Source organism: Pseudomonas putida (assembly GCF_003228315.1).
Lineage (GTDB): Bacteria > Pseudomonadota > Gammaproteobacteria > Pseudomonadales > Pseudomonadaceae > Aquipseudomonas > Aquipseudomonas putida_S.
This window is the reverse complement of record NZ_CP029693.1, coordinates 5,340,575-5,362,962: the sequence shown is the minus strand read 5'-3', so window position 1 is coordinate 5,362,962 and position 22,388 is coordinate 5,340,575. Positions and strand designations below refer to the sequence as shown.

19 protein-coding genes are annotated in these 22,388 nt (G+C 59.0%); 6 read left to right on the top strand and 13 right to left on the bottom strand.

The window, feature by feature from the left end; all coding sequences use genetic code 11:
• Positions 1–58: 58 nt before the first annotated feature.
• Positions 59–2,371, bottom strand: a complete 2,313-nt coding sequence (gene metE, locus DKY63_RS25085) for a 5-methyltetrahydropteroyltriglutamate--homocysteine S-methyltransferase (protein WP_110966569.1) — start codon at positions 2,369–2,371, stop codon at positions 59–61.
• A gap of 110 nt (positions 2,372–2,481) precedes the next feature.
• On the opposite strand from metE, the gene metR reads away from it, so the two are divergent.
• Positions 2,482–3,399 carry a transcriptional regulator MetR gene (metR, locus tag DKY63_RS25080; RefSeq protein WP_110966568.1) on the top strand — a complete coding sequence of 306 codons (918 nt, stop codon included), beginning with the start codon at positions 2,482–2,484 and terminating at the stop codon, positions 3,397–3,399.
• Positions 3,400–3,518: 119 nt separating this feature from the next.
• On the opposite strand, the gene DKY63_RS25075 is transcribed toward metR, so the two are convergent.
• The 3 genes from DKY63_RS25075 to DKY63_RS25065 are packed head-to-tail and all read right to left on the bottom strand — an operon-like array spanning position 3,519 to position 5,123.
• Positions 3,519–4,016, bottom strand: a complete 498-nt coding sequence (locus DKY63_RS25075) for a GNAT family N-acetyltransferase (protein WP_110966567.1) — start codon at positions 4,014–4,016, stop codon at positions 3,519–3,521.
• A gap of 2 nt (positions 4,017–4,018) precedes the next feature.
• Entirely contained in the window at positions 4,019–4,657 is a 639-nt protein-coding gene (locus DKY63_RS25070; RefSeq protein ID WP_110966566.1) for a LysE family translocator, read from the bottom strand.
• A 22-nt stretch (positions 4,658–4,679) separates the two neighbouring features.
• Positions 4,680–5,123 carry an NUDIX hydrolase gene (locus DKY63_RS25065; RefSeq protein ID WP_110966565.1) on the bottom strand — a complete coding sequence of 148 codons (444 nt, stop codon included), beginning with the start codon at positions 5,121–5,123 and terminating at the stop codon, positions 4,680–4,682.
• Between the two features lie 190 nt (positions 5,124–5,313).
• Between DKY63_RS25065 and DKY63_RS25060 the strand changes: the two genes are divergently transcribed.
• Entirely contained in the window at positions 5,314–5,784 is a 471-nt protein-coding gene (locus DKY63_RS25060) for a DUF4234 domain-containing protein (protein ID WP_110966564.1), read from the top strand.
• A 77-nt stretch (positions 5,785–5,861) separates the two neighbouring features.
• Here the strand turns inward: DKY63_RS25060 and DKY63_RS25055 are convergent, their stop codons facing one another.
• Complete coding sequence (locus tag DKY63_RS25055) at positions 5,862–7,187, bottom strand: APC family permease (RefSeq protein WP_110966563.1); 1,326 nt, start codon at positions 7,185–7,187, stop codon at positions 5,862–5,864.
• Positions 7,188–7,359: 172 nt separating this feature from the next.
• Positions 7,360–8,181, bottom strand: a complete 822-nt coding sequence (locus DKY63_RS25050) for a carbon-nitrogen hydrolase family protein (protein WP_110966562.1) — start codon at positions 8,179–8,181, stop codon at positions 7,360–7,362.
• A gap of 119 nt (positions 8,182–8,300) precedes the next feature.
• On the opposite strand from DKY63_RS25050, the gene DKY63_RS25045 reads away from it, so the two are divergent.
• Positions 8,301–9,101 (top strand): helix-turn-helix transcriptional regulator, encoded by an 801-nt coding sequence (locus tag DKY63_RS25045; protein WP_110966561.1) that lies wholly within the window; start codon positions 8,301–8,303, stop codon positions 9,099–9,101.
• A 147-nt stretch (positions 9,102–9,248) separates the two neighbouring features.
• Positions 9,249–10,868, top strand: coding sequence for an FMN-binding glutamate synthase family protein (locus tag DKY63_RS25040; protein ID WP_110966560.1), 1,620 nt, complete (start codon positions 9,249–9,251; stop codon positions 10,866–10,868).
• A 33-nt stretch (positions 10,869–10,901) separates the two neighbouring features.
• Here DKY63_RS25040 and DKY63_RS25035 read toward each other — a convergent pair whose 3' ends face one another.
• From DKY63_RS25035 to DKY63_RS25025, 3 genes are read right to left on the bottom strand one after another with little or no spacing between them, the layout of a single operon-like run.
• Positions 10,902–12,437 (bottom strand): glycosyltransferase family 39 protein, encoded by a 1,536-nt coding sequence (locus DKY63_RS25035; protein ID WP_110966559.1) that lies wholly within the window; start codon positions 12,435–12,437, stop codon positions 10,902–10,904.
• 6 nt (positions 12,438–12,443) lie between these two features.
• Entirely contained in the window at positions 12,444–13,409 is a 966-nt protein-coding gene (locus tag DKY63_RS25030) for a glycosyltransferase family 2 protein (protein ID WP_110966558.1), read from the bottom strand.
• Entirely contained in the window at positions 13,406–13,783 is a 378-nt protein-coding gene (locus DKY63_RS25025) for a GtrA family protein (RefSeq protein WP_110966557.1), read from the bottom strand. Before DKY63_RS25025 ends, DKY63_RS25030 begins: the two co-directional genes overlap by 4 nt.
• 238 nt (positions 13,784–14,021) lie before the next feature.
• On the opposite strand from DKY63_RS25025, the gene DKY63_RS25020 reads away from it, so the two are divergent.
• Both DKY63_RS25020 and DKY63_RS25015 read left to right on the top strand, forming a co-directional pair.
• A complete protein-coding gene (locus tag DKY63_RS25020) occupies positions 14,022–15,146 on the top strand; it encodes an OpgC family protein (protein ID WP_110966556.1) in 1,125 nt (374 codons plus the stop codon).
• A 187-nt stretch (positions 15,147–15,333) separates the two neighbouring features.
• Positions 15,334–18,453 carry a transglycosylase domain-containing protein gene (locus DKY63_RS25015; RefSeq protein ID WP_110966555.1) on the top strand — a complete coding sequence of 1,040 codons (3,120 nt, stop codon included), beginning with the start codon at positions 15,334–15,336 and terminating at the stop codon, positions 18,451–18,453.
• A gap of 6 nt (positions 18,454–18,459) precedes the next feature.
• Here the strand turns inward: DKY63_RS25015 and DKY63_RS25010 are convergent, their stop codons facing one another.
• The 4 genes from DKY63_RS25010 to DKY63_RS24995 form a co-directional block, all read right to left on the bottom strand.
• A complete protein-coding gene (locus DKY63_RS25010) occupies positions 18,460–19,707 on the bottom strand; it encodes a hypothetical protein (RefSeq protein WP_110966554.1) in 1,248 nt (415 codons plus the stop codon).
• A 73-nt stretch (positions 19,708–19,780) separates the two neighbouring features.
• On the bottom strand, positions 19,781–20,269 hold the full coding sequence (locus DKY63_RS25005) for a CS1 type fimbrial major subunit (protein ID WP_110966553.1): 489 nt from the start codon (positions 20,267–20,269) through the stop codon (positions 19,781–19,783).
• A 56-nt stretch (positions 20,270–20,325) separates the two neighbouring features.
• On the bottom strand, positions 20,326–21,066 hold the full coding sequence (locus DKY63_RS25000; RefSeq protein ID WP_110966552.1) for a molecular chaperone: 741 nt from the start codon (positions 21,064–21,066) through the stop codon (positions 20,326–20,328).
• Between the two features lie 58 nt (positions 21,067–21,124).
• Positions 21,125–22,375, bottom strand: coding sequence for a hypothetical protein (locus DKY63_RS24995; protein WP_239499326.1), 1,251 nt, complete (start codon positions 22,373–22,375; stop codon positions 21,125–21,127).
• Between the last annotated feature and the right edge of the window lie 13 nt (positions 22,376–22,388).

The window sequence follows — 22,388 nt, the reverse complement described above, 5'->3', positions numbered from 1 at the left end:
GGTAAACCGCGGCGTTCTGGAGTCCATCGCGAGCAGGCTCGCTCCTACAGGGGGGGTGTTACGCCAACTGGCTGCGCAGCTGCCGCGCCGCCGCCACCATGTTCACCAGCGCGGCCTCGGTCTCCGGCCACGCCCGGGTCTTCAGCCCGCAGTCGGGGTTGATCCACAGGCGTTCGGCCGGGATCCGTTTCACGGCTTTACTCATCAACTTGACCACCTCGGCGGTGTCCGGCACCCGTGGCGAGTGGATGTCGTACACGCCCGGGCCGATGTCGTTCGGGTAATCGAACGCCTTGAAAGCCTCGAGCAATTCCATGTCCGAACGCGAGGTCTCGATGGTGATGACATCGGCGTCCATTGCCGCGATGGCCTCGATCACGTCATTGAATTCGCTGTAGCACATGTGGGTGTGGATCTGGGTTTCGTCACGCACGCCGCTGGCGCTCAAGCGGAACGCTTCCACCGCCCAGTCCAGATACTCCTTCCATTGTTCGCGACGCAGCGGCAGCCCTTCACGAAACGCGGCTTCGTCGATCTGCACGATCTTGATGCCGGCGGCTTCCAGGTCCAGCACTTCATCCCGCAGGGCCAGCGCCAGTTGCTGTGCCTGGACCTTGCGCGACACGTCTTCACGGGGGAACGACCACATCAGCATGGTCACGGGACCGGTGAGCATGCCTTTCATGACCTTGTCGGTCTGACTCTGTGCGTAGGTGATCCAGTCGACAGTCATGGCGTTCGGACGGCTCAGGTCGCCGTAGATGATCGCCGGCTTCACACAGCGCGAACCGTAGCTCTGCACCCAGCCGAAGCGGGTGAAGGCATACCCGTCGAGCTGCTCGGCGAAGTACTCGACCATGTCATTGCGCTCGGCTTCCCCGTGCACCAGTACGTCCAGCCCCAGACGCTCCTGAACCTGCACCGCATGGCGGATTTCATGGCGCATGGCGTCGTTGTAATCGTTGGCCGACAGCTTGCCTTGCTTGAACGCCTGGCGCGCCAGGCGGATCGATCCGGTCTGCGGGAACGAGCCGATGGTGGTGGTCGGGAACGCCGGCAACTTCAAGCGAGCACGCTGCTGCTCGATACGCTTGGCAAACGGCGAATGGCGCTGGCTGTCGGTTGTCTTGATGGCGTCGATGCGTGCCTGTACTTCGGCTTTGTGGATGCGCGGCGATTCGGCACGGCTGACGGCGATGGCTCGGCTCTCGGCCAGCGCGGCCCGCACTTTCGGCGCTTGCGGATCGTTGAGCGCATCGCGCAGCACGGCGATTTCGCCGCATTTTTGCACGGCAAACGCCAGCCAGCTTTTCAGTTCGGGGTCGAGTTTGTCTTCGCGTTCCAGGTCCACCGGGCTGTGCAGCAGCGAGCAGGAACTGCTGACCCACAGGTTGTCGCCAAAACGCTCCTGGGCAAATTGCAGCTGTTCGAGTACCGGCTCCAGCTCACAGCGCCAGACGTTGCGACCGTTGACCAGGCCCACCGAGAGAATCTTGTAGATCGGCAGGCGATCGAGCACGTGCAGCAGTTGGTCCGGCGCGCGCACGGCGTCGATGTGCAGGCCTTGCACCGGCAGGCCGACGGCCAGGCCGAGGTTGTCCTGCAAGCCACTGAAGTAGGTCGCCAGCAGCTTTTTCAGCGGCGAATACTGCAGGATGTGATAGGCGCGCTCGAAAGCGTTTTTCCATTCCTGTGGCAGGTCGAGGGTCAGGATCGGTTCATCGATCTGCACCCATTCCACGCCCTGGGCCGCGAGGCGCCCGAGGATTTCGCCGTAGATCGGCAGCAGGCGCTCCAGCAGGTCGAGCTTGTCGAAGTCATTGCCTTTCGCCTTGCCCAACCACAGGTAGGTCAGAGGGCCGATGATCACCGGCTTGACGTTGTGACCGAGGGCCCTGGCTTCCTCGACTTCATCGAACAGCTGTTCCCAGCTCAGCTTGAACTGCTGGTCAGCGGTGAATTCCGGGACCAGATAGTGGTAGTTGGTGTCGAACCACTTGGTCAGTTCCTGGGCATATTGCGCCTGGCCATGTTCGCCGCCGCAGCAACTCGTCGTGGCGCCACGGGCCATGGCGAACAGGGTGTCGAGGGTGGGCAGTCCGCGTTCGTCCCGGGTACTGGCGAAACGCTCGGGGATCACGCCGAAGGCCAGGGAATGGCTCAACACCTGGTCGTACCAGGCGAAGTCGCCGACCGGCAGCAGGTCGATGCCGGCGTCTTTCTGCAATTGCCAGTGGGTGGCGCGCAATTGGCGGCCGACGCTTTGCAACGCGGTCTGGTCGAGGTCGCCCTTCCAGTAGGCTTCAAGGGCCTTTTTCAGTTCGCGGTCGGCGCCAATGCGCGGAAAACCAAGGGTGTGGGCTACGGCCATGTCGAATGCGCTCCTGTGTAAAAGATGGCGCTATTGTCGACAGCCAACCCAACATGAGACAAACTCAACCTTTTCGTGTTGATCACAAGTTTTCCTCATGGAGCCCTCCGGTGCTTGAACTCCGTCACCTGAAAACCCTGCACGCCCTGCGCGAAGCCGACAGCCTGGTGGATGCCGCCGACCGCCTGCACCTGACGCAGTCGGCGCTGTCCCACCAGTTCAAGGAGCTGGAAGAGCGCATGGGCATGCCGTTGTTCGTGCGCAAGACCAAGCCGGTGCGCTTCACCAGCGCCGGTCTGCGCCTGCTGCAACTGGCCGACGCCACCCTCCCGCTGCTGCGCGCTGCCGAGCGTGACATCGCGCGTCTGGCCGGTGGCACCGCCGGGCGCCTGCACATGGCCATCGAATGCCACAGCTGCTTCCAGTGGCTGATGCCGACCATCGACCAGTTCCGCGACGCCTGGCCGGAAGTCGAGCTGGACCTGGCCTCGGGCTTCTCCTTCGCCCCGCTGCCTGCATTGGCTCGTGGTGATCTGGATCTGGTGGTGACGTCCGATCCGGTGGATCTGGTGGGGATTACCTATGTGCCGCTGTTTACCTATGAAGCGATGCTCGCGGTGGCCAACCAGCACCGATTGGCCAGCAAGGCCTACATCGTCCCCGAAGACTTGCTCACCGAGACGCTGATCACCTACCCGGTGGAGCGCGATCGGCTGGACATCTTCACCCGTTTCCTTGAACCGGCCGACATCGAACCGGCCCAGGTGCGCACCTCGGAACTGTCGGTGATGATGATGCAGTTGGTGGCCAGCGGACGCGGCGTGTGCGGCATGCCCCATTGGGCGCTGCATGAATACAGCTCGCGGGGTTATGTGAAGGCCAAGCGCCTGGGCGAGAAAGGGTTGTTTGCGACGCTGTATGCGGCGATCCGGGCCGACATGCTGGATGCGCCGTACATGCGCGATTTTCTGCTGACGGCGAAGGACACGTCGTTTTCGACGCTGGATGGTGTCAGCGCTGTTCGATAAAACAACACATCCCCTGTAGGAGCGAGCCTGCTCGCGATTGCGGCTTACCAGACATATCGATGTCGACTGACACTCCGTCATCGCGAGCAGGCTCGCTCCTACAGGGGGTTGCGGCGGTTTCAGATCTCCCGCCACATATGGATCTTGTCGAAGTACTCCTCGCCCACCCGCACCGCCATCGGCTCCAGGCCGAACTGGATGAAGCCGCAGCGCTTGTACAGGTTGAACGCGGCATCGTTGCCGGCAGTGACGGTCAGCTTGATCAGCCGTAACTCCTGATGACGCCACGCCTCGTCCAGTACGGTTTGAACCAGTTGATAACCCATCCCGCACTGACGCACGCCCGCCGCCACATACATGCCAAACAGCGTCGCCTTGTGCCGGGCCTTTTCCCGGGGCTCGAAAGCGAGCCCGGCGATGCCCGCCAACCGCCCCTCCACGAAGCCACCGAACACGACATCCAGCTTGCCGTTCAGGCGCGACTCCCACCAACTCAACGGCATGGATGCACGCTCACGCACGCTGGAAGTGAAGGCCTGCGGATGCCGGTCGTAGGCTTCGAGCATCAGCGCCCGGTAATCGAGGGCGTGGCTGGCATCCAGACGCTCGATCCACATGCTCAGGCCATCCGGCGCTGTTCAAGCATCAGCCGCAGCGCCAGCGCTGACAGCACGAAGCCCATGAAGTAACGCTGCATCGCCAGCCAGGTCGGGTTGTTGACGAACCATGAAGCGATGCCGGCAGCAAACAGGGCGATCAGCAGATTGACGCAAAAGCTGACGCTGATCTGGGTCAGACCCAGCACGATGCTCTGGGTGAACACCGAGCCGTGTTCAGGCGAGATGAACTGCGGAAACACCGACAGGTAGAACACCGCAATCTTGGGGTTCAGGGCGCTGGTGAGAAAGCCCATGGTGATCAGCTTGCGCGAAGAATCCGGCGGCAACTGTTGCGCCTCGAACGGCGAACGCGCGCCGGGTCTGACCGCTTGCCACGCCAGCCACAACAGGTACAACGCACCGGCCCACTTCAGTACTTCGTAGGCCATCGGCACGGCCAGGAACACTGCCGTGAGACCCGCAGCGGCGGCGAACACATGGACGAAGAACCCGGCCACCACACCCAGTAGCGACGTCACGCCGGCCCGGCGCCCCTGGCAGATCGAACGGGAGATCAGATAGATCATGTTCGGTCCCGGCGTCAGTACCAGCAGCAACGCGGTGGCGGCGAAAATCAGCAAATCCTGGAGCGGGATCATGGCGGGTCCTTTGCGTGATTGATCAGGCGATCGCGGTCAGCGAAGCCCGATAAAACGGCAGGATCAGGTCCCGTGTCAATGGCGCGAGGACGAGATCGCCATCACCGGCCGGGTCGATCCAGATCACCTCTTCGATCTCGGCTGCCGGGGTGACCTGTGCATCGATATTCAGCAGAAAAATCTCGGCCTTCACGACAAAGCCCGGCTCGTTGGCGGCGGGCGCCGAGAACTGACCAAGGAAAGAGGCGTGCGCCGGATCGATGATCAATCCCAGCTCCTCTTCCAGCTCGCGGGCCAGAGCGTTGACCGGCTGTTCATGGGCCTCGATCTTGCCCCCCGGCTGCATGAACGCCTCGGTGCCACGCTTGCGTACCAGCAGGGTTCGGCCATCAGGGCCGATCAGCAGGGCGGTGGCGATGTGGATAAGTGCAGAGTTGTTGTGGGAAACATCTGTAGAAAAAAGCATCGCTGACCAAAGATCCATGTGGGGGCGCACAGAATCCCACGCCTTTGTGGCTCGGCCAAGAATTGAATCCCGCTTAGGACCGGAAGTGTCTGCTTACAGGTCCGGAAATTTCCCACGCAGGTGTTTGGTAGCGTATTTGCACCGATTTTCACCGGTACTTCGCCAATCCCGCTACCAATGGAACGCCTGCATGTCGGACATCTCAACGCTGAAAGAAAAAATCAACACCAAGACATTTCATTTCATTCTCCTGTCGCTGATAACGGTGGGCCTCTATTCGTATATCTGGTTGTACAAAGTTTCTATGGCAATTGAAGAAGTCACACACATCAAGGTGATGAGTACGACTTTTCTAATTGGATATCTGGTTTTCATGGGCATGGGGTCCTTGCTGGTGCAAATTTTCAACCCCGTTGCATCAGGATTAGGACTCGTTTGGGCTATCACGGTTTGGTCGATCACTGTCATTTGGTGCTTCCGCGTAAGGAAGGCCCTCAGGACATACGCGTCGATTGAACACGGTTTTAAACCCCGAATTAATCGCCTTTTTTCTGTGTTGGTCACGTTCTTCCATGTGAACTACTGCATCAACGCCCTTCCTCGCGACAAGCAAAAGCATGAAGACAAAAAGCAACTGAAAAACGAGGCTATCAACGCTTGAAACTAAAAAGACGAACACCCTTCAAGGTGTTCGCCTTTTTGCGTAATGCAATCATAAGCAGTAGAGAAACCGCTCGCTTATGTCGCTTCCTGGAAATCCATCTCCGGTGGCTGACGACGGAAGCCGCTGGTCAACACCGCCAGGTACACCACGCCAATCGCCAGCCAGCTCAGGCCGAGATAGATCGCCAGGTGATCGAGGCTGACCATCAGCCACAGGTCTGCTGCCAGACCAATGAACGGGAAGATCAGGAACAGCACCAGCTCGCGCGGGCCTTTCTTCTCGCCGCCGATCCAGTAATGAAAGATCACCGACAGGTTCACCAGGCTGAACGCCAGGAACGCGCCGAAGTTGATGAACGAGGTCGAGGTGGTGACGTCGAGTTTCAGCGCCAGCAACGCCACCACGGCGCACAGCAGGATGCTGTTGATCGGCGTACCAAAGCGCTCGTGCAAGGTGCCGAAAAACGACTTCGGCAGAACGCCGTCACGGCCCATGGCGTACAACAGACGCGAACCACTGGCCTGCGCCGACAGGCCCGAGGCGAACTGGCCGACGATCAGGCCGATGAGGAAGATCGAGACGAACAGGTCACCGCCGATGTTGCGGGCAATCTCGTAGGCCGCCGAATCCACGCTGTCGAACTGGAACGACGGGTGGGCGATCTGCACGAAGTACGAAACCCCGACGAAAATCAGCCCGCCGATCAGGGTGATCAGCATGATCGCCCGTGGAATCGTGCGGCGTGGGTCACGGGTTTCTTCGGTCAGGGTGCTGACCGCGTCGAAGCCGAGGAATGAATAGCAGGCGATGGCCGCGCCGCTCATGATCAACGGCATCTGCATGTCGCCATTGAAGAACGGTTTGATCGACCACAACGGCGTGCTCGCATCGCCGGTGACGTAGTGCACGCACAGCGCCACGAACGCCACCAGCACCAAAAATTGCACCAGCATCAGCAAGGCGTTGACGCCGTTGGCCAGTTTCAGGCCGACGATGTTGATCGCGCTGGTGATGCCGATGAACGCCAGCACCCAGATCCACTGCGGCACCGCCGGGAACGCGGAGTTGAGGTAAGCGGCGCCGATCAGCCAGATGGCCATGGGCAGGAACAGGTAATCGAGCAGCACCGCCCAACCGGCGATGAACCCCAGTTTCGGGCTGATGGCCTTGCGTACGTAGCTGTAGGCGGAACCCGCAACCGGGAAGGCCTGGGCCATGCGCCCGTAGCTCATGGCGGTGAAGAACATGGCCACCAGCGCCGCCAGATACGCGGCCGGGACCATGCCGGCGGTGGACTGGGCGAGGATGCCAAAGGTGCCGAGGACAATGATCGGCGTCATGTAGGCGATGCCAAACAGCACCACCGAGCCTAATGACAGGGTGCGTTGCAAACGAGCCATGGGGCGACTACTCCGGTTGTTATTGGATTTATGGCAGAGCCGAGTTCGGCGCAGGGTGATCGTTCCCACGCTCTGCGTGGGAATGCAGCCGGGGACGCTCCGCGTCCCAAATCAAAAGCCGAACGCAGAGCGTCCGTTGATGCATTCCCACGCAGAGCGTGGGAACGATCGGTTAGCGAGCAGGGATCAGCAACTCCCGCAGTCCATTGGCATGCTCAACCATCTCCCCCGGCAACTTCAGCCGCTGATCATCCAGATACCGATAATCCTGGCGCGCCGCCGTCAACCGGCTCAGGTCCAGCTCCACTGCAAACTGGCCTTCCTCGCGCCCCGCTTCGAACACCTGCGTGCCCAGCGGATCCACCAGTGCACTGCCGCCGGCGAACAGCAGCCCGCCGTCGCCCGCTTCCACCCGGTTAACCATCAGCGCAAACGCCTGGTTTTCCTGGGCGCGGGCCATGATCGCGGTGCGGTGGGTCGGGCCGTAGGGGTCCATGTTGCCGTTGGTCACCAGCAGCAACTCAGCACCCAGTTGCGCCAGGGCGCGGGCGGTTTCGGGAAATTCGATGTCGTAGCAAATCAACAGACCCACACGCAGGCCATTCCACATGACGGTGGCGTAGCGATCGCCGGCCTCATAGACACCGCGATCCGACGCCCACAGGTGGGTCTTGCGGTATTTGAGCGCAATGCCTTCAGGGGTGATCAGCAGCGTGGTGTTGAAAAAACGGCCGTTATCGTTCTCGGCCGTGCCGATCACCACGGCAATGTTGCGCTCACGGGCAGCGGCAACAATCGCGCCGACGGTCGGGCCGTCCAGCGGTTCGGCGACGTCGGCCACGGATTCGGCGCTGGGGAAGCCCATCAAGTGGCTTTCCGGAAACATGATCAGTTGCGTATCGGCGGAACAGGCGTTGATCGCCGCCAGGGCGCGCTCGAGGTTGTAAGCCGTGTCGTTGTCACGGCCCGCCAGTTGGGCGAGTTCGACTTTCATGGGGAGTCCTTGTTCTGGGCGCCGGAAAGATTGCCCGGTCGCTGTCTGTGCGCCAGTATGCGCAGCAAGCGAGCGGCCGGGGAATCACGCCGCTGGGGTAACACGATAGGGGTAGAGGCATGACACTCTCGTTGGACGACATCGCCTGGCACCGCTCGGTGGGGCAACTGATCGACGCCCTGGACAGGCCCAATTTCTGGACGCAGCTGGTGCGCCTGCTGGATCAATACGTGCCCTGCGACAGCTGGGTCGCCCTGCTGTTCAGCGCCGACCAGCACCCGCAAGTGTTTGCCGAATGCCCCGCGGAAGACGGTGGCCCCGACCCGTTGTTCCAGGATTACCTGCGCGGCCTTTACCTGCTCGACCCTTTCTACATCGCCTGCCGCGAGCAATCGCGCACCGGTCTGTACCGCCTGTCGGAGGTCGCGCCGGAGCATTTCGAACTCACCGAGTACTATCAACGATACTTTCGTGTGAATGTCGTGGCCGACGAAATCCAGTTTAATTGTCAGCTCGAAGGCGACCGCACCTTGTGCCTGTCACTGGGCAGCAAGCAGCGCTTCAGCGCCGGGCAGATCGCCCTGCTATCGTTGATTTCGCCGTGGGTGCTGGGTTTGCTGCGCCAGCGCCTGCCCTACGAAATCAACGAAGTAGTGGCCTTGGCGCCCTCCCCGGTACAGGGCGACTGGCGGGTGCAACTGGAAGCGTCGGTGCAGCAACTCAAGGGCGCGCAATTGACCGCCCGGGAGCTGGACGTCGGGCGCTTGATGCTCAGCGGCTGCTCCAGCAAGGAAATCGCCCGCAAACTGGAAATTTCCATCGAAACCGTGAAAGTCCATAAGAAACACATGTACAGCAAGCTGGGGATCAAGTCCCAGTCGGAGCTGTTTTCGATTTTTTTGCAGGCGCAGAATGCCTGATTGCTTTTCTGTAGGAGCGAGCCTGCTCGCGATGACGGAGTCTCAGCCAACATCAATGCTGAATTTGAGATTGCCATCGCGAGCAGGCTCGCTCCTACAGTGTTTTGTGTGCAGCCAATTTTTTGAGTCCGAACCCAAGGAAACCGTATGAGCCTGTCACTCCTGAGCCGCTACGCCTTCTTTGCCGTCTGCGTGATTTTCACCCTCGCCAGCCTGCCCTTCCTGTCCCACGACTGGCTGTGGCCAATCACCCTCGTCACCGGTGTGCTGAGCCTGATCGGCATTGGCGACCTGCTGCAAAAACCCCACGCCGTGCGGCGCAACTACCCGATCCTGGGCAACATCCGCTACCTGGTCGAAGGCATCCGCCCGGAAATCCGCCAGTACCTGCTCGAATCCGACAGCGATGCCCTGCCCTTCTCCCGGGCCCAGCGCTCGCTGGTCTACTCCCGGGCGAAGAATGAAAGCGCCGACAAACCCTTCGGCACCCTGATTGATGTGTATCAGTCGGGCTTCGAGTTCATCGGCCATTCCATGCGCCCGGCGCCGTTGAGCGACCCCAACAGCTTCCGCGTACTGGTCGGCGGCCCGCAGTGCACCCAGCCGTATTCGGCATCGGTGTTCAACATCTCGGCCATGAGCTTCGGCTCGCTCAGCGCCAACGCCATCCGCGCCTTGAACCAGGGTGCCAAGCTCGGCAACTTCGCCCACGACACCGGCGAAGGCAGCATCAGCCCTTACCACCGGGAAAACGGCGGCGACCTGACCTGGGAACTGGGCAGCGGCTATTTCGGCTGCCGCACCGCCGACGGCCGCTTCGACCCGGAACGCTTCGCCGCCCAGGCGCTAACCCCGCAAGTGCGGATGATCGAAATCAAATTGAGCCAGGGCGCCAAACCCGGTCACGGCGGGATTCTGCCCAAGCACAAGGTCACCCAGGAGATTGCCGAGACCCGTGGCGTTCCGATGGGCGAAGACTGCATCTCGCCCTCGCGCCACAGCGCGTTTTCCACACCGATCGAGATGATGCATTTCATCAAGCAACTGCGTGAACTGTCCGGCGGCAAACCGGTGGGTTTCAAGTTCTGCCTGGGTCATCCGTGGGAGTTCATGGGCATCGCCAAGGCCATGCTGGAAACCGGCATCCTCCCCGACTTCATCGTGATCGACGGCAAGGAAGGCGGCACCGGCGCCGCACCACTGGAGTTCACCGACCACATCGGCGTGCCGATGCGCGAAGGCCTGCTGTTCGTGCACAACACCCTGGTGGGGCTGAACCTGCGGGACAAAATCAAACTCGGCGCCAGCGGCAAGATCGTCAGCGCATTCGACATCGCCAGCGTCCTGGCCATTGGCGCCGATTGGGCGAATTCGGCGCGGGGCTTCATGTTCGCCATCGGCTGCATCCAGTCGCAAAGCTGCCATACCAACAAATGCCCGACCGGCGTCGCCACCCAGGACACCTTGCGCCAGCGCGCGCTGGTGGTGCCGGACAAGGCCCAGAGGGTCTTCAACTTCCACCGCAACACCCTCAAGGGCCTGGCCGAAATGCTCGCCGCCGCCGGCCTCGAACACCCGTCACAGCTGTCGGCCAAGCACCTGGTGCGGCGCATGTCGGCGACTGAGATCAAGCTGTTCTCGCAGCTGCATGTGTTCCTCAAGCCCGGTGAGTTGCTGACTGGGGAAGTGAACGGCGAGTTCTATTCGCGGATGTGGCAGATGGCGCGGGCGGACAGTTTCGAGCCCAATGAAATAGCGGCGGCCTGACAGTGACACTGCGGCGCTGAAGGTCTGCTGACCTCAGCGCCCGCCTTCAAGAATGAACAGTCGCGCCTGGACCTCATTGCCTTTGACTGTCTGCGTCTCTTTCCAGTCCTTGGGAAATATCACCACGTCCTCAGGCTTGGGCTTGCCTGTGATCCACCAGACTCTTCTCGCGACGGCCTTCAACGCAGAGACATCGCTGAAAAAAATCCAGTCCAGGCGCTGGGGAATGAGCCGCCAGCCACCATAGTCATAAGGCCCACGCGGCTTCCCGTCTGGCGCACGGGAGATGTAAAGCCGTGGCTGGATACCCGTGGTGTTGTAGTAACTGAAGGGCAGATACCAATACAAACCGTCGACCACTATCTCATCGCCCGCCTGGGCCAGTCGGTTGATGCCCTCCGCCACCGTATCCAGCCTGGCCAACTTGCGAACATCCGTGCCATTCAATCCGTCATCCTGTGCATACACCCTGAGCACGCCATAGGCCTGGGCGGCGATCAACAGACTCAGACAGAAGTACGCCACCCGCGGCCTCCGACTCGCCAGGCCATCCAGTGCCAACGCCGCTATCAGAGGCAAACCGACTGCGGCAAACACCAGGTACCGCGTCACGAATACCGGAACGATCAGGGAGACCAGAAAAACAGTGATCGCCGGCACGAAGAAATAAGCCACCAACAGCAGCGTCGAGCGACGATCCGCACGCCCCTGCCTCAACGCCAGCCAACAGCAGGCGAGCATCGACGCCGAGATCAGCAGCGCCCACCACAACCCTCCACCGGTGGCCGACACCATCATGACGCAGCGCGAAACCAGCTCCGGGAACATCTCCCAAGTGGTCGGCGCCACCCATTCAAGTCCATTCATTCGACCGAGCTGATCAATGAGCCAGGGCAACCAGGGCAGATACAACGCCACAATCGCGACATTGGCCAAAAACCAACGCCGAAAGGGCAAGGCCACAGACCCGCCAGCTCCGATTCCCGACCAGTAAAACCAATGCACCAACACACAGAGCGCGGCGAAGTAATGGGTATAAAAAGCGCACGCCATCAGCAACACATAGAGCACTGCGTAACGCTTCGATTGCGGCCGCCGACTCCAGCACACCAGAGCGACCGTGGCCGCCATCAGCCAGAAGCCGAGCAAGGTGTACATGCGCACTTCCTGGCTGTAGCGAACCGACAGCGGCAACAACACCAGCATCAGCCCGGCAAAACAGGTCGCTCTGCGCGTTGCCAACAGGCTCATCAGCTTGAGACAAAGCACCAGCGTGCCGACATCCGCCACGGCACTCAGGCTGCGCAAGGCCAGCGCAGTATTTCCGGACAGGAGTGTCCAGTAATGGAGGATCAGGTAATACAGCGGCGGGTGAACGTCACGGGCCGTGGTGGCCCAGATCAACCCTGGCGAGCGCTCGCTCAGCAGCACGCTGAAGGCTTCGTCATACCAGATGACGGGCACTGAAATCCCATGAAAACGGACGATCAGCGCCAGGATCACCAGCAGGATCAGCCCCGCACGATAGAGCCATGGCTGACACAGGTTCCCATCAAAAACCCGAGCCATGTGTGTTCAAAGGCTCTTCGTCAGGAAGGGCTTTTCGGTCGTCTTGCCCGTGGTTTTGACGATGTCCTTGATGACATAGCGAGGCCGATGCTTGGCCTCGATGTAAATTCGCCCGATGTACTCTCCGAGGATGCCAATGCCGATCAGCTGCACGCCGCCCAGGAACAGAATGGCCGTCATCAGGGAGGGGTAACCGGGGACGCTGTTACCGTTGAAAATCTTGTCCAACACCATGTACACCGCGTACAGCACCGCGAAGATGGACACGCAACCGCCGACGTACGTCCACAGCCGCAATGGCACGGTGCTGAACGACGTTACCCCTTCCAGCGCCAGGTTCCAGAGTTTCCAGCCATTGAATTTGCTGCTCCCCGCCACGCGCCGGGCCCGCTCGTACTCCACCACCACGGTGTTGAACCCGGCCCAGGACAGCACGCCTTTCATGAACAGTTGATGCTCGGGCAAGGTGCGAATGACGTCGACCACCTTGCGATCCATAAGGCGAAAGTCGCCGACGTTTTCTTCGATGCGGGTGTAGGAAATGCGATTGAGCAGGTGGTAGAACAACGAGGCACTGTGGCGTTTGAGATAGCTGTCGGTGTGGCGGTCCTTGCGTTTGGCCAACACCACATCCGCGCCTTTCTGCCATTGTTCGACCAGTTTCGGGATGACACAGATGGGGTCTTGCAGGTCGACGTCCATCGGGATCACGGCATCACCGGTGGCATATTCCAGACCGGCAAACAGCGCGGGCTCCTTGCCGAAGTTGCGGGAGAAATTGATCAGCAGGACCTGATCGTCCGCTTGTGCCAGCGCAGCAGCCCGTTCGGCGGTGCCGTCGGTACTGCCATCGTTGATGAACACGATTTCCACTTCGGCATCGCCCAGTTGCAACTCCTGGCGGACCGCGCGATAGAACAGGTCGATCGCCTGCTCTTCGTTGTACACCGGAACGATCAGCGAAACTCTCATGCTTCATCACGCTCGCGAAACACCACGTATTTGGAAAACAGGAAACCCAACACCAGGCTCAATGCGGAAAACAACGCCACGGTCAGCAAGCCATGCAGGCGCAACTGGTCACCCACATGGCCAACGCCGAAACTCAGCGCCCCCATCGCCGCCATGAACAGCAGATAACCGCCGACCGAGAGCTTGCCGTCAAAGGTGTAGAGCCCATTCATGTAGAACGAAAACGAAGCCGCCACGCAGAACGCCACCAGATTGCTGACCGCCTGGCGCAACCCCGCCGCCACACTCAGCAGAAAAAAGATCTGCCAGTGAATAAGCGTGTTGGCGACACCGATCACCGTGTAACTGGAAAAGCCTTTCCACAACCGTCTCATATTCACGCCTCGGATTGAGCACACGCTCCTCCAAGTCTTTGAGCCCGTCTACTGTCAGAAATCGCAGGTGGCGCCACCTTTCAGACTAGCGGTTAAACGCCTTATCAACATTCCGTAATACCCCGACTTTGCAATTAACGGCAAATCGGGCCACCCTGCGCGCCGCCGATGTGCGGCGCGCAACCTTTCGCGCCTTCGGCTACTCCTTTGTTCAACACCCGTTTACGAGCTTGCCGTCATGACCTCAGCGCGCGATCACCGGATCGATTTCTTTCGCGGCCTGGCACTGATCTTCATCTTCTGGGATCACGTGCCTCACAACCCCTTGGGCCAGATCACCCTGCGCAACTTCGGCTTCAGCGACGCCGCCGAAGTTTTCGTGTTCCTCGCCGGTTTTGCCGCGGTACTGGCCTACGGCAAGGTGCTGGCCCGGGAAGGTTTCCTGATCGCCTGCCTGAAAATCCTGCGCCGCGCCTGGGTGCTGTACGTGGTGCACATCTTCTTGCTGGCGATGCTGATGGGCATCGTGTTCTTCGCCAACAGTCACGTGGAAACCCGGGACCTGGTGGAAGAAATGGGCATGCACCACTTCATCAGCGACCCTCAACAGGCCCTGATCGATGAACTGCTGCTGCGCTTCAAGCCCAACCTGATGGACCCGCTGCCGCTGTACATCGTGCTGCTGGCGGGCTTGCCGCTGGCCTTGCCGTTGCTGGTGCGCAAGACCTGGGTGGTGGTCGGGCTGTCACTGGCGCTGTACCTGATGGTGCCGCTGGCCGGCTGGAACCTGGCCGCGATCAAGGACGGCGTGTGGTACTTCAATCCCGTCGCCTGGCAGTTGCTGTTCGTCCTGGGCGGCGCCGCCGCCATCCATTCACAGCGCCCACGGCTGCCTGATACCCGGCCGCTGCTGCGCCAGCCGCTGTTCGTGACCGCAGCTGTGTATGTGGTCGCAGCCGGGCTGATCACCCTGGCATGGCGCTGGCCACACATCCACGACGCGCTGATGCCCGCCAGCCTGAGCAACCTGCTGTACCCGATCAGCAAGACCAATCTCTCGCCGGTACGTCTGCTGCACTTCCTGGCGCTGGCCTACGTCACGGCGAAACTGCTGCCCGATACCGGCTGGACGCAAAACTGGCTGGCCCGGCAAAGCTGCCGCATGGGGCGCTTTTCCCTGGAAATCTTCTGTCTGGGCGTCTTGCTGGCGCCCTTGGCGGACATGATCAATGCCATGACCGACGACGCGTTCGCCATGCAGATCTTTACCGCACTGGTGGGTGCGGGTTTGATGGCGTTGATGGGGGCCTGGCTGGAGTTCAACAAGCGGTTGAATCAACCTGCCCGTCTGGCCACGGCCTGATTAAACCTTGGGTGCAGGGGCTTGTGGTGAGGGGATTTATCCCCTCACCACAGATAAATGCCCTTGCCACACAAGTCCATCGGAATGGATCCACGATATTTGGAGGTTCACAATTTTTTCACCATCGCCATCCACCGTCTAAGCTTCAGTCAAGTCAGATCAATATGCGTGAATGGATCAGTCGACTATGGGCGCTTTATGGCAAACCGATTCGAGTAAAACCGTGGTCCCGACTGAAGAAGTGGATGAGCAAGCGCCGCCCCCTGAAAAAACCCCTCGCCCCCGCTCCCGGCACGGCTGGAAGGCTTTCTGGCTGCTGTTGTTGATCATTGCGATTGTCGTGGGGCTGGCGGCGCAAAAGGAGATGCGCACCTCCAGGTTTCAGGCACGGGAGCTGAGCAAGTTCGCCAAGACCTTGAGTTATGAGCTCAAACCCGGGCCCAGCGATGCAGTGCATTATCCGGGGGCCGGGCCGTTCGACCTGCGCCTGGGCTACAGCTCCCTGGGCGAGTTCCTGCCGCGGCTGATCAAGCGCGATTACGTGATTTCCGCCCAGACCCGCTTTTCCCCGGAGCTGTTGAAATACACGGACAAGGGCCTTTTCGTACCCTATTCGGAAAAAATCCAGGCCGGTTTGTCGATTACCGATTGCAAGGCGGCGCCGCTGTACCAGTACAACTACCCGCAACAGCTCTACTCCAGCTTCGAATCAATCCCGCCAGTGGTGGTCAGCAGCCTGCTGTTCATCGAGAACCGTTTCCTGCTTGACCCGCGCCAGCCCCAGGCCAACCCGGCGGTGGACTGGCCACGGTTCGGCATGGCGGCCTACACCCAGATCGCGAAAATGCTGCATCTGCCCGGTCAATCGGCGGGTGGCAGTACCCTGGCGACGCAACTGGAGAAGTACCGGCATTCGCCTGACGGCCTGACGGTGTCGGGTGGGGAGAAAATTCGCCAGATGATTTCCGCCAGCGTGCGCGCCTATCAGGACGGCCCGGAAACCCTCAAGGCCCGGCAGAACGTGGTGCGCGACTACCTCAACAGCGTGCCGCTGTCAGCGGTACCGGGTCATGGTGAGGTGCATGGCATGGCCGAAGGTCTGCGCGTGTGGTACGGCGCGGACTTCAACAGGGCCAACGAAATCCTGGCCAGCGACGCGAAAGATCCACAAAGCCTGGCGGAAAAAGGCCTGGCCCTGCGCGAGATGCTGTCGCTGATGATTGCCCAGCGCCGCCCTTCCCATTACCTGACCAAAGGTCACGATGAGCTGGCCGACCTTACCGACAGCCACATTCGCCTGCTGGCGCAGAACGGCGTGATCGACAAGCCTTTTGCCGATGCGGCGCTCGCCAGCAAGGTCACCTATCGCGACTGGGCGACCCAGCCGACCATCCAGCCGATCGAAACCAACAAGGGCATCAGCGTGGCGCGCAGCCGGCTGGCCGGTTTGCTCAATCGCCCGCTGTATGACCTCGATCGCCTCGACCTCTCGGCCACCAGCACCCTGCAGGGCGATCTGCAGACCCAGGCCACCGCTTACCTGAAACGGCTCGCAGACCCCGAATATGCCAAGGAAATCGGCCTGATGGGCGAGCGCTTGCTGACCCCCACCAGCACTACCCAGGTGCGTTACAGCTTCACCCTGTTCGAGCTGACCCCGGACGGTTCGCGGGTGCGGGTGCAGACCGACAGCACCGACCAGCCGTTCGACATCAACGAAGGCAGCAAACTGGAACTGGGCTCCACGGCGAAAATGCGTGTGCTCACGACCTACCTGCAAATCATCTCCGAGCTGCACGATAAATACGCCGGCATGAGCATCCCGGAGCTGAAGAAGGTCGAGGTGCCGGAGCTGGACCGCCTGACCCAATGGGTCATCGAGTACCTGATCCAGAACAAGGACCGCAGCCTGCCGCCAATGCTCAGCGCCGCACTGGACCGCAAGTACTCGGCCAGCCCCGGCGAAGCGTTCTTTACCGGTGGCGGTCTTCACGTATTCCACAACTTCCGCAAGGAAGACAACGGCCGCCTGCCGACCCTGCGCGATGCCATCCGGGAGTCGATCAACCTGCCGTTCATTCGCCTGATGCGTGACATCGTGCGCTACACCACCTACTCCGGCCCCAACAGCAGCGCCGAGCTGCTCAAGGACGACCGCGACCCACGGCGCCAGGAGTATCTGGCTTCCTTCGCCGACCGCGAAGGCACGTCGTTTCTGCTCAAGTTCTGGAAAAAATACCGCAACAAGGACACCCAGGAGCGACTCGAAACCTTCCTCGACAGCATGCGTCCGACTCCCATTCGTCTGGCGGCCGTGCACCGCTACCTGCTGCCTCGGGCCAGCCAGGAGAGCTTCAATACCTTCGTGCGTTCGCACCTGGCCGGCACCAAACTCACCGAAAAACTCACCGACGACCGGCTCATACGTCTCTATGAGGCCTACGGCCCCGGCATCTACGACCTGCCGGACCAGGGTTTCATCGCCAAGGTGCACCCACTGGACCTGTGGATGATGGGTTACTTGCTCAACCATCCCGACGCCACGTTCAAGGACATCGTCAAGGCCAGCCAATTCGAGCGTCAGGAGGTCTACAGCTGGCTGTTCAAGAGCCGTCACAAGGGCGCCCGCGACAACCGCATCCGCACCATGCTGGAAATCGAAGCGTTCCTCGAGATTCACGCGCGCTGGCAAAAAGTCGGCTATCCGTTCGACCATCTGGTTCCATCACTGGCCACCGCCATCGGCAGCTCCGGCGACCGCCCCGCCGCGCTCGCCGAGTTGATCGGCACCATCCTCAACGACGGCGTACGCATGCCGACCTTGCGCATCGACAGCCTGCACTTCGCGGCCAATACGCCGTATGAAACCAAATTGATCAACGATCCGGATGTCGGCAAGCGGGTGATGCCGTCCGAAGTCGCCACGGCAATGCGCGAAGCCCTGTCACAAGTGGTGGATGCCGGTACGGCGAAACGGGTGGCCGGGACCTTCAAAACGGACAATGGCACCCCGTTGGCCATGGGTGGCAAGACCGGCACCGGGGACAACCGTATCGAAGCGATCGGTTCTGGCGGGCGGATTCTGAGTTCGAAATCGCTCAACCGCACGGCGACCTTCGTGTTCTATATCGGCGACACCCACTTCGGCACCCTCACCGCCTTCGTGCCGGGGCGTAGCGCCGAGAGCTTTACCTTCACTTCGGCATTGCCGGTGCAGGTGCTCAAGGGCATGGCGCCGATTCTCAATCCCTATCTGCAGCCGGGCACACATACGCAGTGTTTGCCGGTTGACGTGGTGCGCCGTTGATGACGCCTATACCTCCGAATCCCACACCACGGTGACATGGCCCGAATAAGTCTTTTCAGCCCCGGTCAACATCTGCTCCACATGCTCTCTGTCGATTTCGAAGTGCAGCGATCCAGGTTTTCGATCGACGTAAAAACCAGGCTGGAACAATTCGGTGCCACTGCCGTCGCGCAGCAATGGACGGCGATTGACCGGTTGCCCGAAAGCGTCTGTCAGGCCGTTGGGCAAGCTGACACCGACATTCAGTGGCACACCATGGCCTGACTTTGGCTCCCACAACGCACATGTATTGCCGCTCAGATATTGGCACTCAAGCCGCATCTTGAAACGCGAGGACGCCGAAATATTGAATGTCTGGTCACGAAACAACCGCGTTGGCTTGCGCCCCTGATTCAGCCAGGCCTGCCACCCTCCTTGGGGCACCAGGTCTATACGGTGCCCACCGGGAGGAACCTCGACCTTCAGCGCATGCTGCACATCCAGCGTGAAGTTGAACGTGAACACATTGTCATTCGGGATCATGACATCACCGAAATCAAAGTCGGCACCAGGCCCCATGGTGTAGTTGATGCTGCCGGTGTACTGCCCGGATGACATCTTCAAGGGGTTGGGGGTTCTGATCGCGTAGGCGTACTCCATGTTGTCGTACCAGAATCTAGGAATATCCATACCCGGTTGTCGGCTGCAGATACCCGCACCTTCAGGCACGATCCAGAAGAACAGAGCGAAACTGGTACTTGCCGCAAGGTAGTTAACTCCGGTGCAAGGACTCGGTGCCTGGCTCCATTGACTATTCCAGGTAATACCCGGTTTGGCCCAGGCACTGACACCCGGAGGTCGATTCAGGTTCCACCGATGGCCAATACCTGCAATACGAACTTGCACCGTTTCCACTTCCCCCGTGGCTGCGTGCGTCACTTGCAAATCCCGCCACTGCGACGGCACCTTCCACATGGCCCCCTGTCGGACATCTTCATGGTTAGCCAGGATGGGACTATTGGAGCTCGCGGCGAAGGCAGCGGTACGAATCGTGAAAATCCCCAGGTCCTTGCACCTTTGAGGTATATGTCCCGGGCAGACTCCACTTTCCGGCGTGGTATTGACGAACTCGTTTTTCAGCGGGTTAGCCGGGTCCGGGATAAACTTCGCCGTTATCTCCTGCACAAGAGCGTTTGCGCCGGGAGATGACACCAGCAGTATGAAAGCGCCAAAGAGTCGGTATAGCCAAGGTTTACAACGCGCTGAGCTGTTCATTTGCTTTTCTTTTAGTCCAGACCGCCCAAAATTTATCTTTCGGGCAAGTATGTTTAATGGGTCGAGTTGCGATTCAAGGCGCGACGGCCTCAAAAATCATGTGGACGCTTCCGTAATAGTCACCCGCTTTATAGCCATCTACCGGTTTTATTGCAGCAATTTCCAACCCAACCCTTTTACCCGCCTTACCATCCAACTCCGAAATCACTTCATCCGGATCAAGAGTGAGTCGCTTATTGTTAAACGTGACAACCAATGGAATATCATCAGTATCCCGACCGTTGCTCAGATAGGGTTCAAAATACAGGCGGGCGGAGATGGAACCGTTTTCGTTTTTGACATCAAACTGTTTGCGTAAAGGGCTTAGTTCGGAAGTGACGGGATTCCAGTTCAAACGCTGCTCGCGGTGAATCCAGTCGGGATCCGTCGGTATTACATGGAATGCAGCGGTGGGAATAGTGACTGCAACATCGAATGTTTCACTTATTCGTATGGCGAATGCACAGGTACTGGTCAGTGCCAGCATCACGATTGGAACTGCAGTTGTTATTAGTTTAAACATGTTGCCCACCTGTCACTTGCGCGTCGAAACCAACTTAAAAAATAACAAACCCATTATCACCCTTTGATTTCCAGTTTCTTCGTCGCTGAACCTTCAATCAGCGTAAACCGGTATTCACGACCGACCTGTTTATCGAACTGAAAAGTTCGACCCGCCATGATGTGATGTTTGGTGGTGGGCTGGCATTCGGTTTCTTTTTTTGCAGAGCAGTCTTTGAACTCATCAACCACTACGACACTGTTACCGTTGTTGCGGATTTCATACTTGCCCGGACCGTTATTGATCACGCTGTCGTAGCGTGTTTCTTTAGGTCGAACAAAAAACACCGTGCCATACCCGGCCAACACGTTAACCCCGGCTGACAGGCCTTTTTTGTAGTCTTCACGTTCTTCGGCCGATACTGCGAATTCGTCTTCCTTTTCGGGAACTACCGGCACGAAACGTACACGGAAGTACCGCTCCTTTTCCCGCTCCCCCATATACAGCAGGCGAGTCCCCTGCATACCGTTGGCCGGTACGATCAGCCGGGCAGGGCTGGCCATCAATCCGTCACGGACAGCCGCATTGGCCTGAGTGGCGAGCGGAATTTCCCGGGAAGTACCATCATCCTCATAGACGATTTCAAGGATATTGACCTTTACAAAGGCCGTGCTGTCGCCACCATTGAAGACTCGCTTCAAGTAGGTACTTTTATCACCGTCCAGATAGTCGTAGACCACTCCAACATTGATATTCGGACCGGCAATAGCGGTATTGGAAATCACACAGCACAAAACCAACTTCAATAAAAGCTTCATATTTTCAGTTCTCATTCATTAAATTCAAACATGTCTACTGATGCTGTACTCACACCTATCAAATTTGGGAGTCCCAGATAACGGCTATCTCGCCCAAGTAAGTCTGCCCCGGAAATCTCAACATCTTTTCCACTTCATCCTTGTTGACTTCAAAATGCAAAACGCCAGGTTTTCGAGTGACATAAAAAGTCGGTTCGAATCTCTCTGTCCCACTACCGCTTCTTAGCAGAGGACGTCGACTCACTGAACTGCCTGTAACATCCAACAGTCCATTGGGCAGACTCACACCGACACCCAACGAAACGGTTTCGCCTTTTTCATTTTGAAGGGCACATGTATCCCCGCTGGGGAAACCGCACTCTAGTTGCATCTTGAATGGAGAAGAGGTCCATATATTGAAGGTTTGATCGCGAAATAAACGTGTGGGCTTGCGCCCCTGTTGCAGCCACGCTTGCCATCCTCCTTGAGGTAACAGTTCAATTTTATTACCACCAGGAGGTATCTCTATGCTAAAGACGTCCTCCACGGTCAGGGAGAAATCCAATTGGAGGGTGCTATCGGTAGGCTGCATGATGTCGCCCATATCGAAATCCATACCCGGACCGACAGTGTAGACAGTAGAACCCGTATACGTTCCCGGCGACATTTTCAAAGGATTTGGTGTTTTCATCTCATATGCAAAATTAAGATTCTGATAGGTCAAACCGGGAATATCGAACTTCGCTTGATAAGCACATGCACCGACAACTGGCGTTAACCAAAAAAAATCGTACTCCCTGCTGTAGTCACCACCAGACCCTCCGGCGGGCGAATCTTTACATGGACGAGGAGAGATCCCCCAGTCACTGCCCCACAATTTATTGTGAGCCCGAGAATTATCTAGTTCTTCTCCAATCAAATCCTGCACTCTATTGCTCAACCGATAACGACCACCGACAGCAGAAATTCGGATATTGACAAGATGCTCATTCCCTCTTGAATCTTTAACCGACACGTCTTTCCACGTTGCCGGTGCACTGAATAAAGCACCGTGACGAGCATTGGAATGGTTCGCGCTAATTGACCTGATGGAATTTACCTGGATGCCGGTTTCAATACTGAACAAACGAGGTGTCCAGGTTTCACAAATAACCGGTGGATTTGTAGTGCAATACCCACTGTTAGGTGTCGTATTCTTGAACTCATTGATATAGGGTTTCGATGTGTCCGGTTTGAACTCAGCGGTAATTAGTACCACTTCAGCATCCACAGGTGTCACCGCCCCCCCAGAAAACAACAGCACCGATGCCACAGCTACTTTTTTCATCATTTCAAATACGTTC

What these genes read in the sequence shown, in the direction of transcription:
- metE (WP_110966569.1), bottom strand. Translation starts at nt 2,371, where the DNA reads ATGGCCGTAGCCCACACCCTTGGTTTTCCGCGCATTGGCGCCGACCGC.
- DKY63_RS25075 (WP_110966567.1), bottom strand. Translation starts at nt 4,016, where the DNA reads ATGTGGATCGAGCGTCTGGATGCCAGCCACGCCCTCGATTACCGGGCG.
- DKY63_RS25070 (WP_110966566.1), bottom strand. Translation starts at nt 4,657, where the DNA reads ATGATCCCGCTCCAGGATTTGCTGATTTTCGCCGCCACCGCGTTGCTG.
- DKY63_RS25065 (WP_110966565.1), bottom strand. Translation starts at nt 5,123, where the DNA reads ATGCTTTTTTCTACAGATGTTTCCCACAACAACTCTGCACTTATCCAC.
- DKY63_RS25060 (WP_110966564.1), top strand. Translation starts at nt 5,314, where the DNA reads ATGTCGGACATCTCAACGCTGAAAGAAAAAATCAACACCAAGACATTT.
- DKY63_RS25055 (WP_110966563.1), bottom strand. Translation starts at nt 7,187, where the DNA reads ATGGCTCGTTTGCAACGCACCCTGTCATTAGGCTCGGTGGTGCTGTTT.
- DKY63_RS25050 (WP_110966562.1), bottom strand. Translation starts at nt 8,181, where the DNA reads ATGAAAGTCGAACTCGCCCAACTGGCGGGCCGTGACAACGACACGGCT.
- DKY63_RS25045 (WP_110966561.1), top strand. Translation starts at nt 8,301, where the DNA reads ATGACACTCTCGTTGGACGACATCGCCTGGCACCGCTCGGTGGGGCAA.
- DKY63_RS25040 (WP_110966560.1), top strand. Translation starts at nt 9,249, where the DNA reads ATGAGCCTGTCACTCCTGAGCCGCTACGCCTTCTTTGCCGTCTGCGTG.
- DKY63_RS25035 (WP_110966559.1), bottom strand. Translation starts at nt 12,437, where the DNA reads ATGGCTCGGGTTTTTGATGGGAACCTGTGTCAGCCATGGCTCTATCGT.
- DKY63_RS25030 (WP_110966558.1), bottom strand. Translation starts at nt 13,409, where the DNA reads ATGAGAGTTTCGCTGATCGTTCCGGTGTACAACGAAGAGCAGGCGATC.
- DKY63_RS25025 (WP_110966557.1), bottom strand. Translation starts at nt 13,783, where the DNA reads ATGAGACGGTTGTGGAAAGGCTTTTCCAGTTACACGGTGATCGGTGTC.
- DKY63_RS25020 (WP_110966556.1), top strand. Translation starts at nt 14,022, where the DNA reads ATGACCTCAGCGCGCGATCACCGGATCGATTTCTTTCGCGGCCTGGCA.
- DKY63_RS25015 (WP_110966555.1), top strand. Translation starts at nt 15,334, where the DNA reads ATGGGCGCTTTATGGCAAACCGATTCGAGTAAAACCGTGGTCCCGACT.
- DKY63_RS25010 (WP_110966554.1), bottom strand. Translation starts at nt 19,707, where the DNA reads ATGAACAGCTCAGCGCGTTGTAAACCTTGGCTATACCGACTCTTTGGC.
- DKY63_RS25005 (WP_110966553.1), bottom strand. Translation starts at nt 20,269, where the DNA reads ATGTTTAAACTAATAACAACTGCAGTTCCAATCGTGATGCTGGCACTG.
- DKY63_RS25000 (WP_110966552.1), bottom strand. Translation starts at nt 21,066, where the DNA reads ATGAAGCTTTTATTGAAGTTGGTTTTGTGCTGTGTGATTTCCAATACC.
- DKY63_RS24995 (WP_239499326.1), bottom strand. Translation starts at nt 22,375, where the DNA reads ATGATGAAAAAAGTAGCTGTGGCATCGGTGCTGTTGTTTTCTGGGGGG.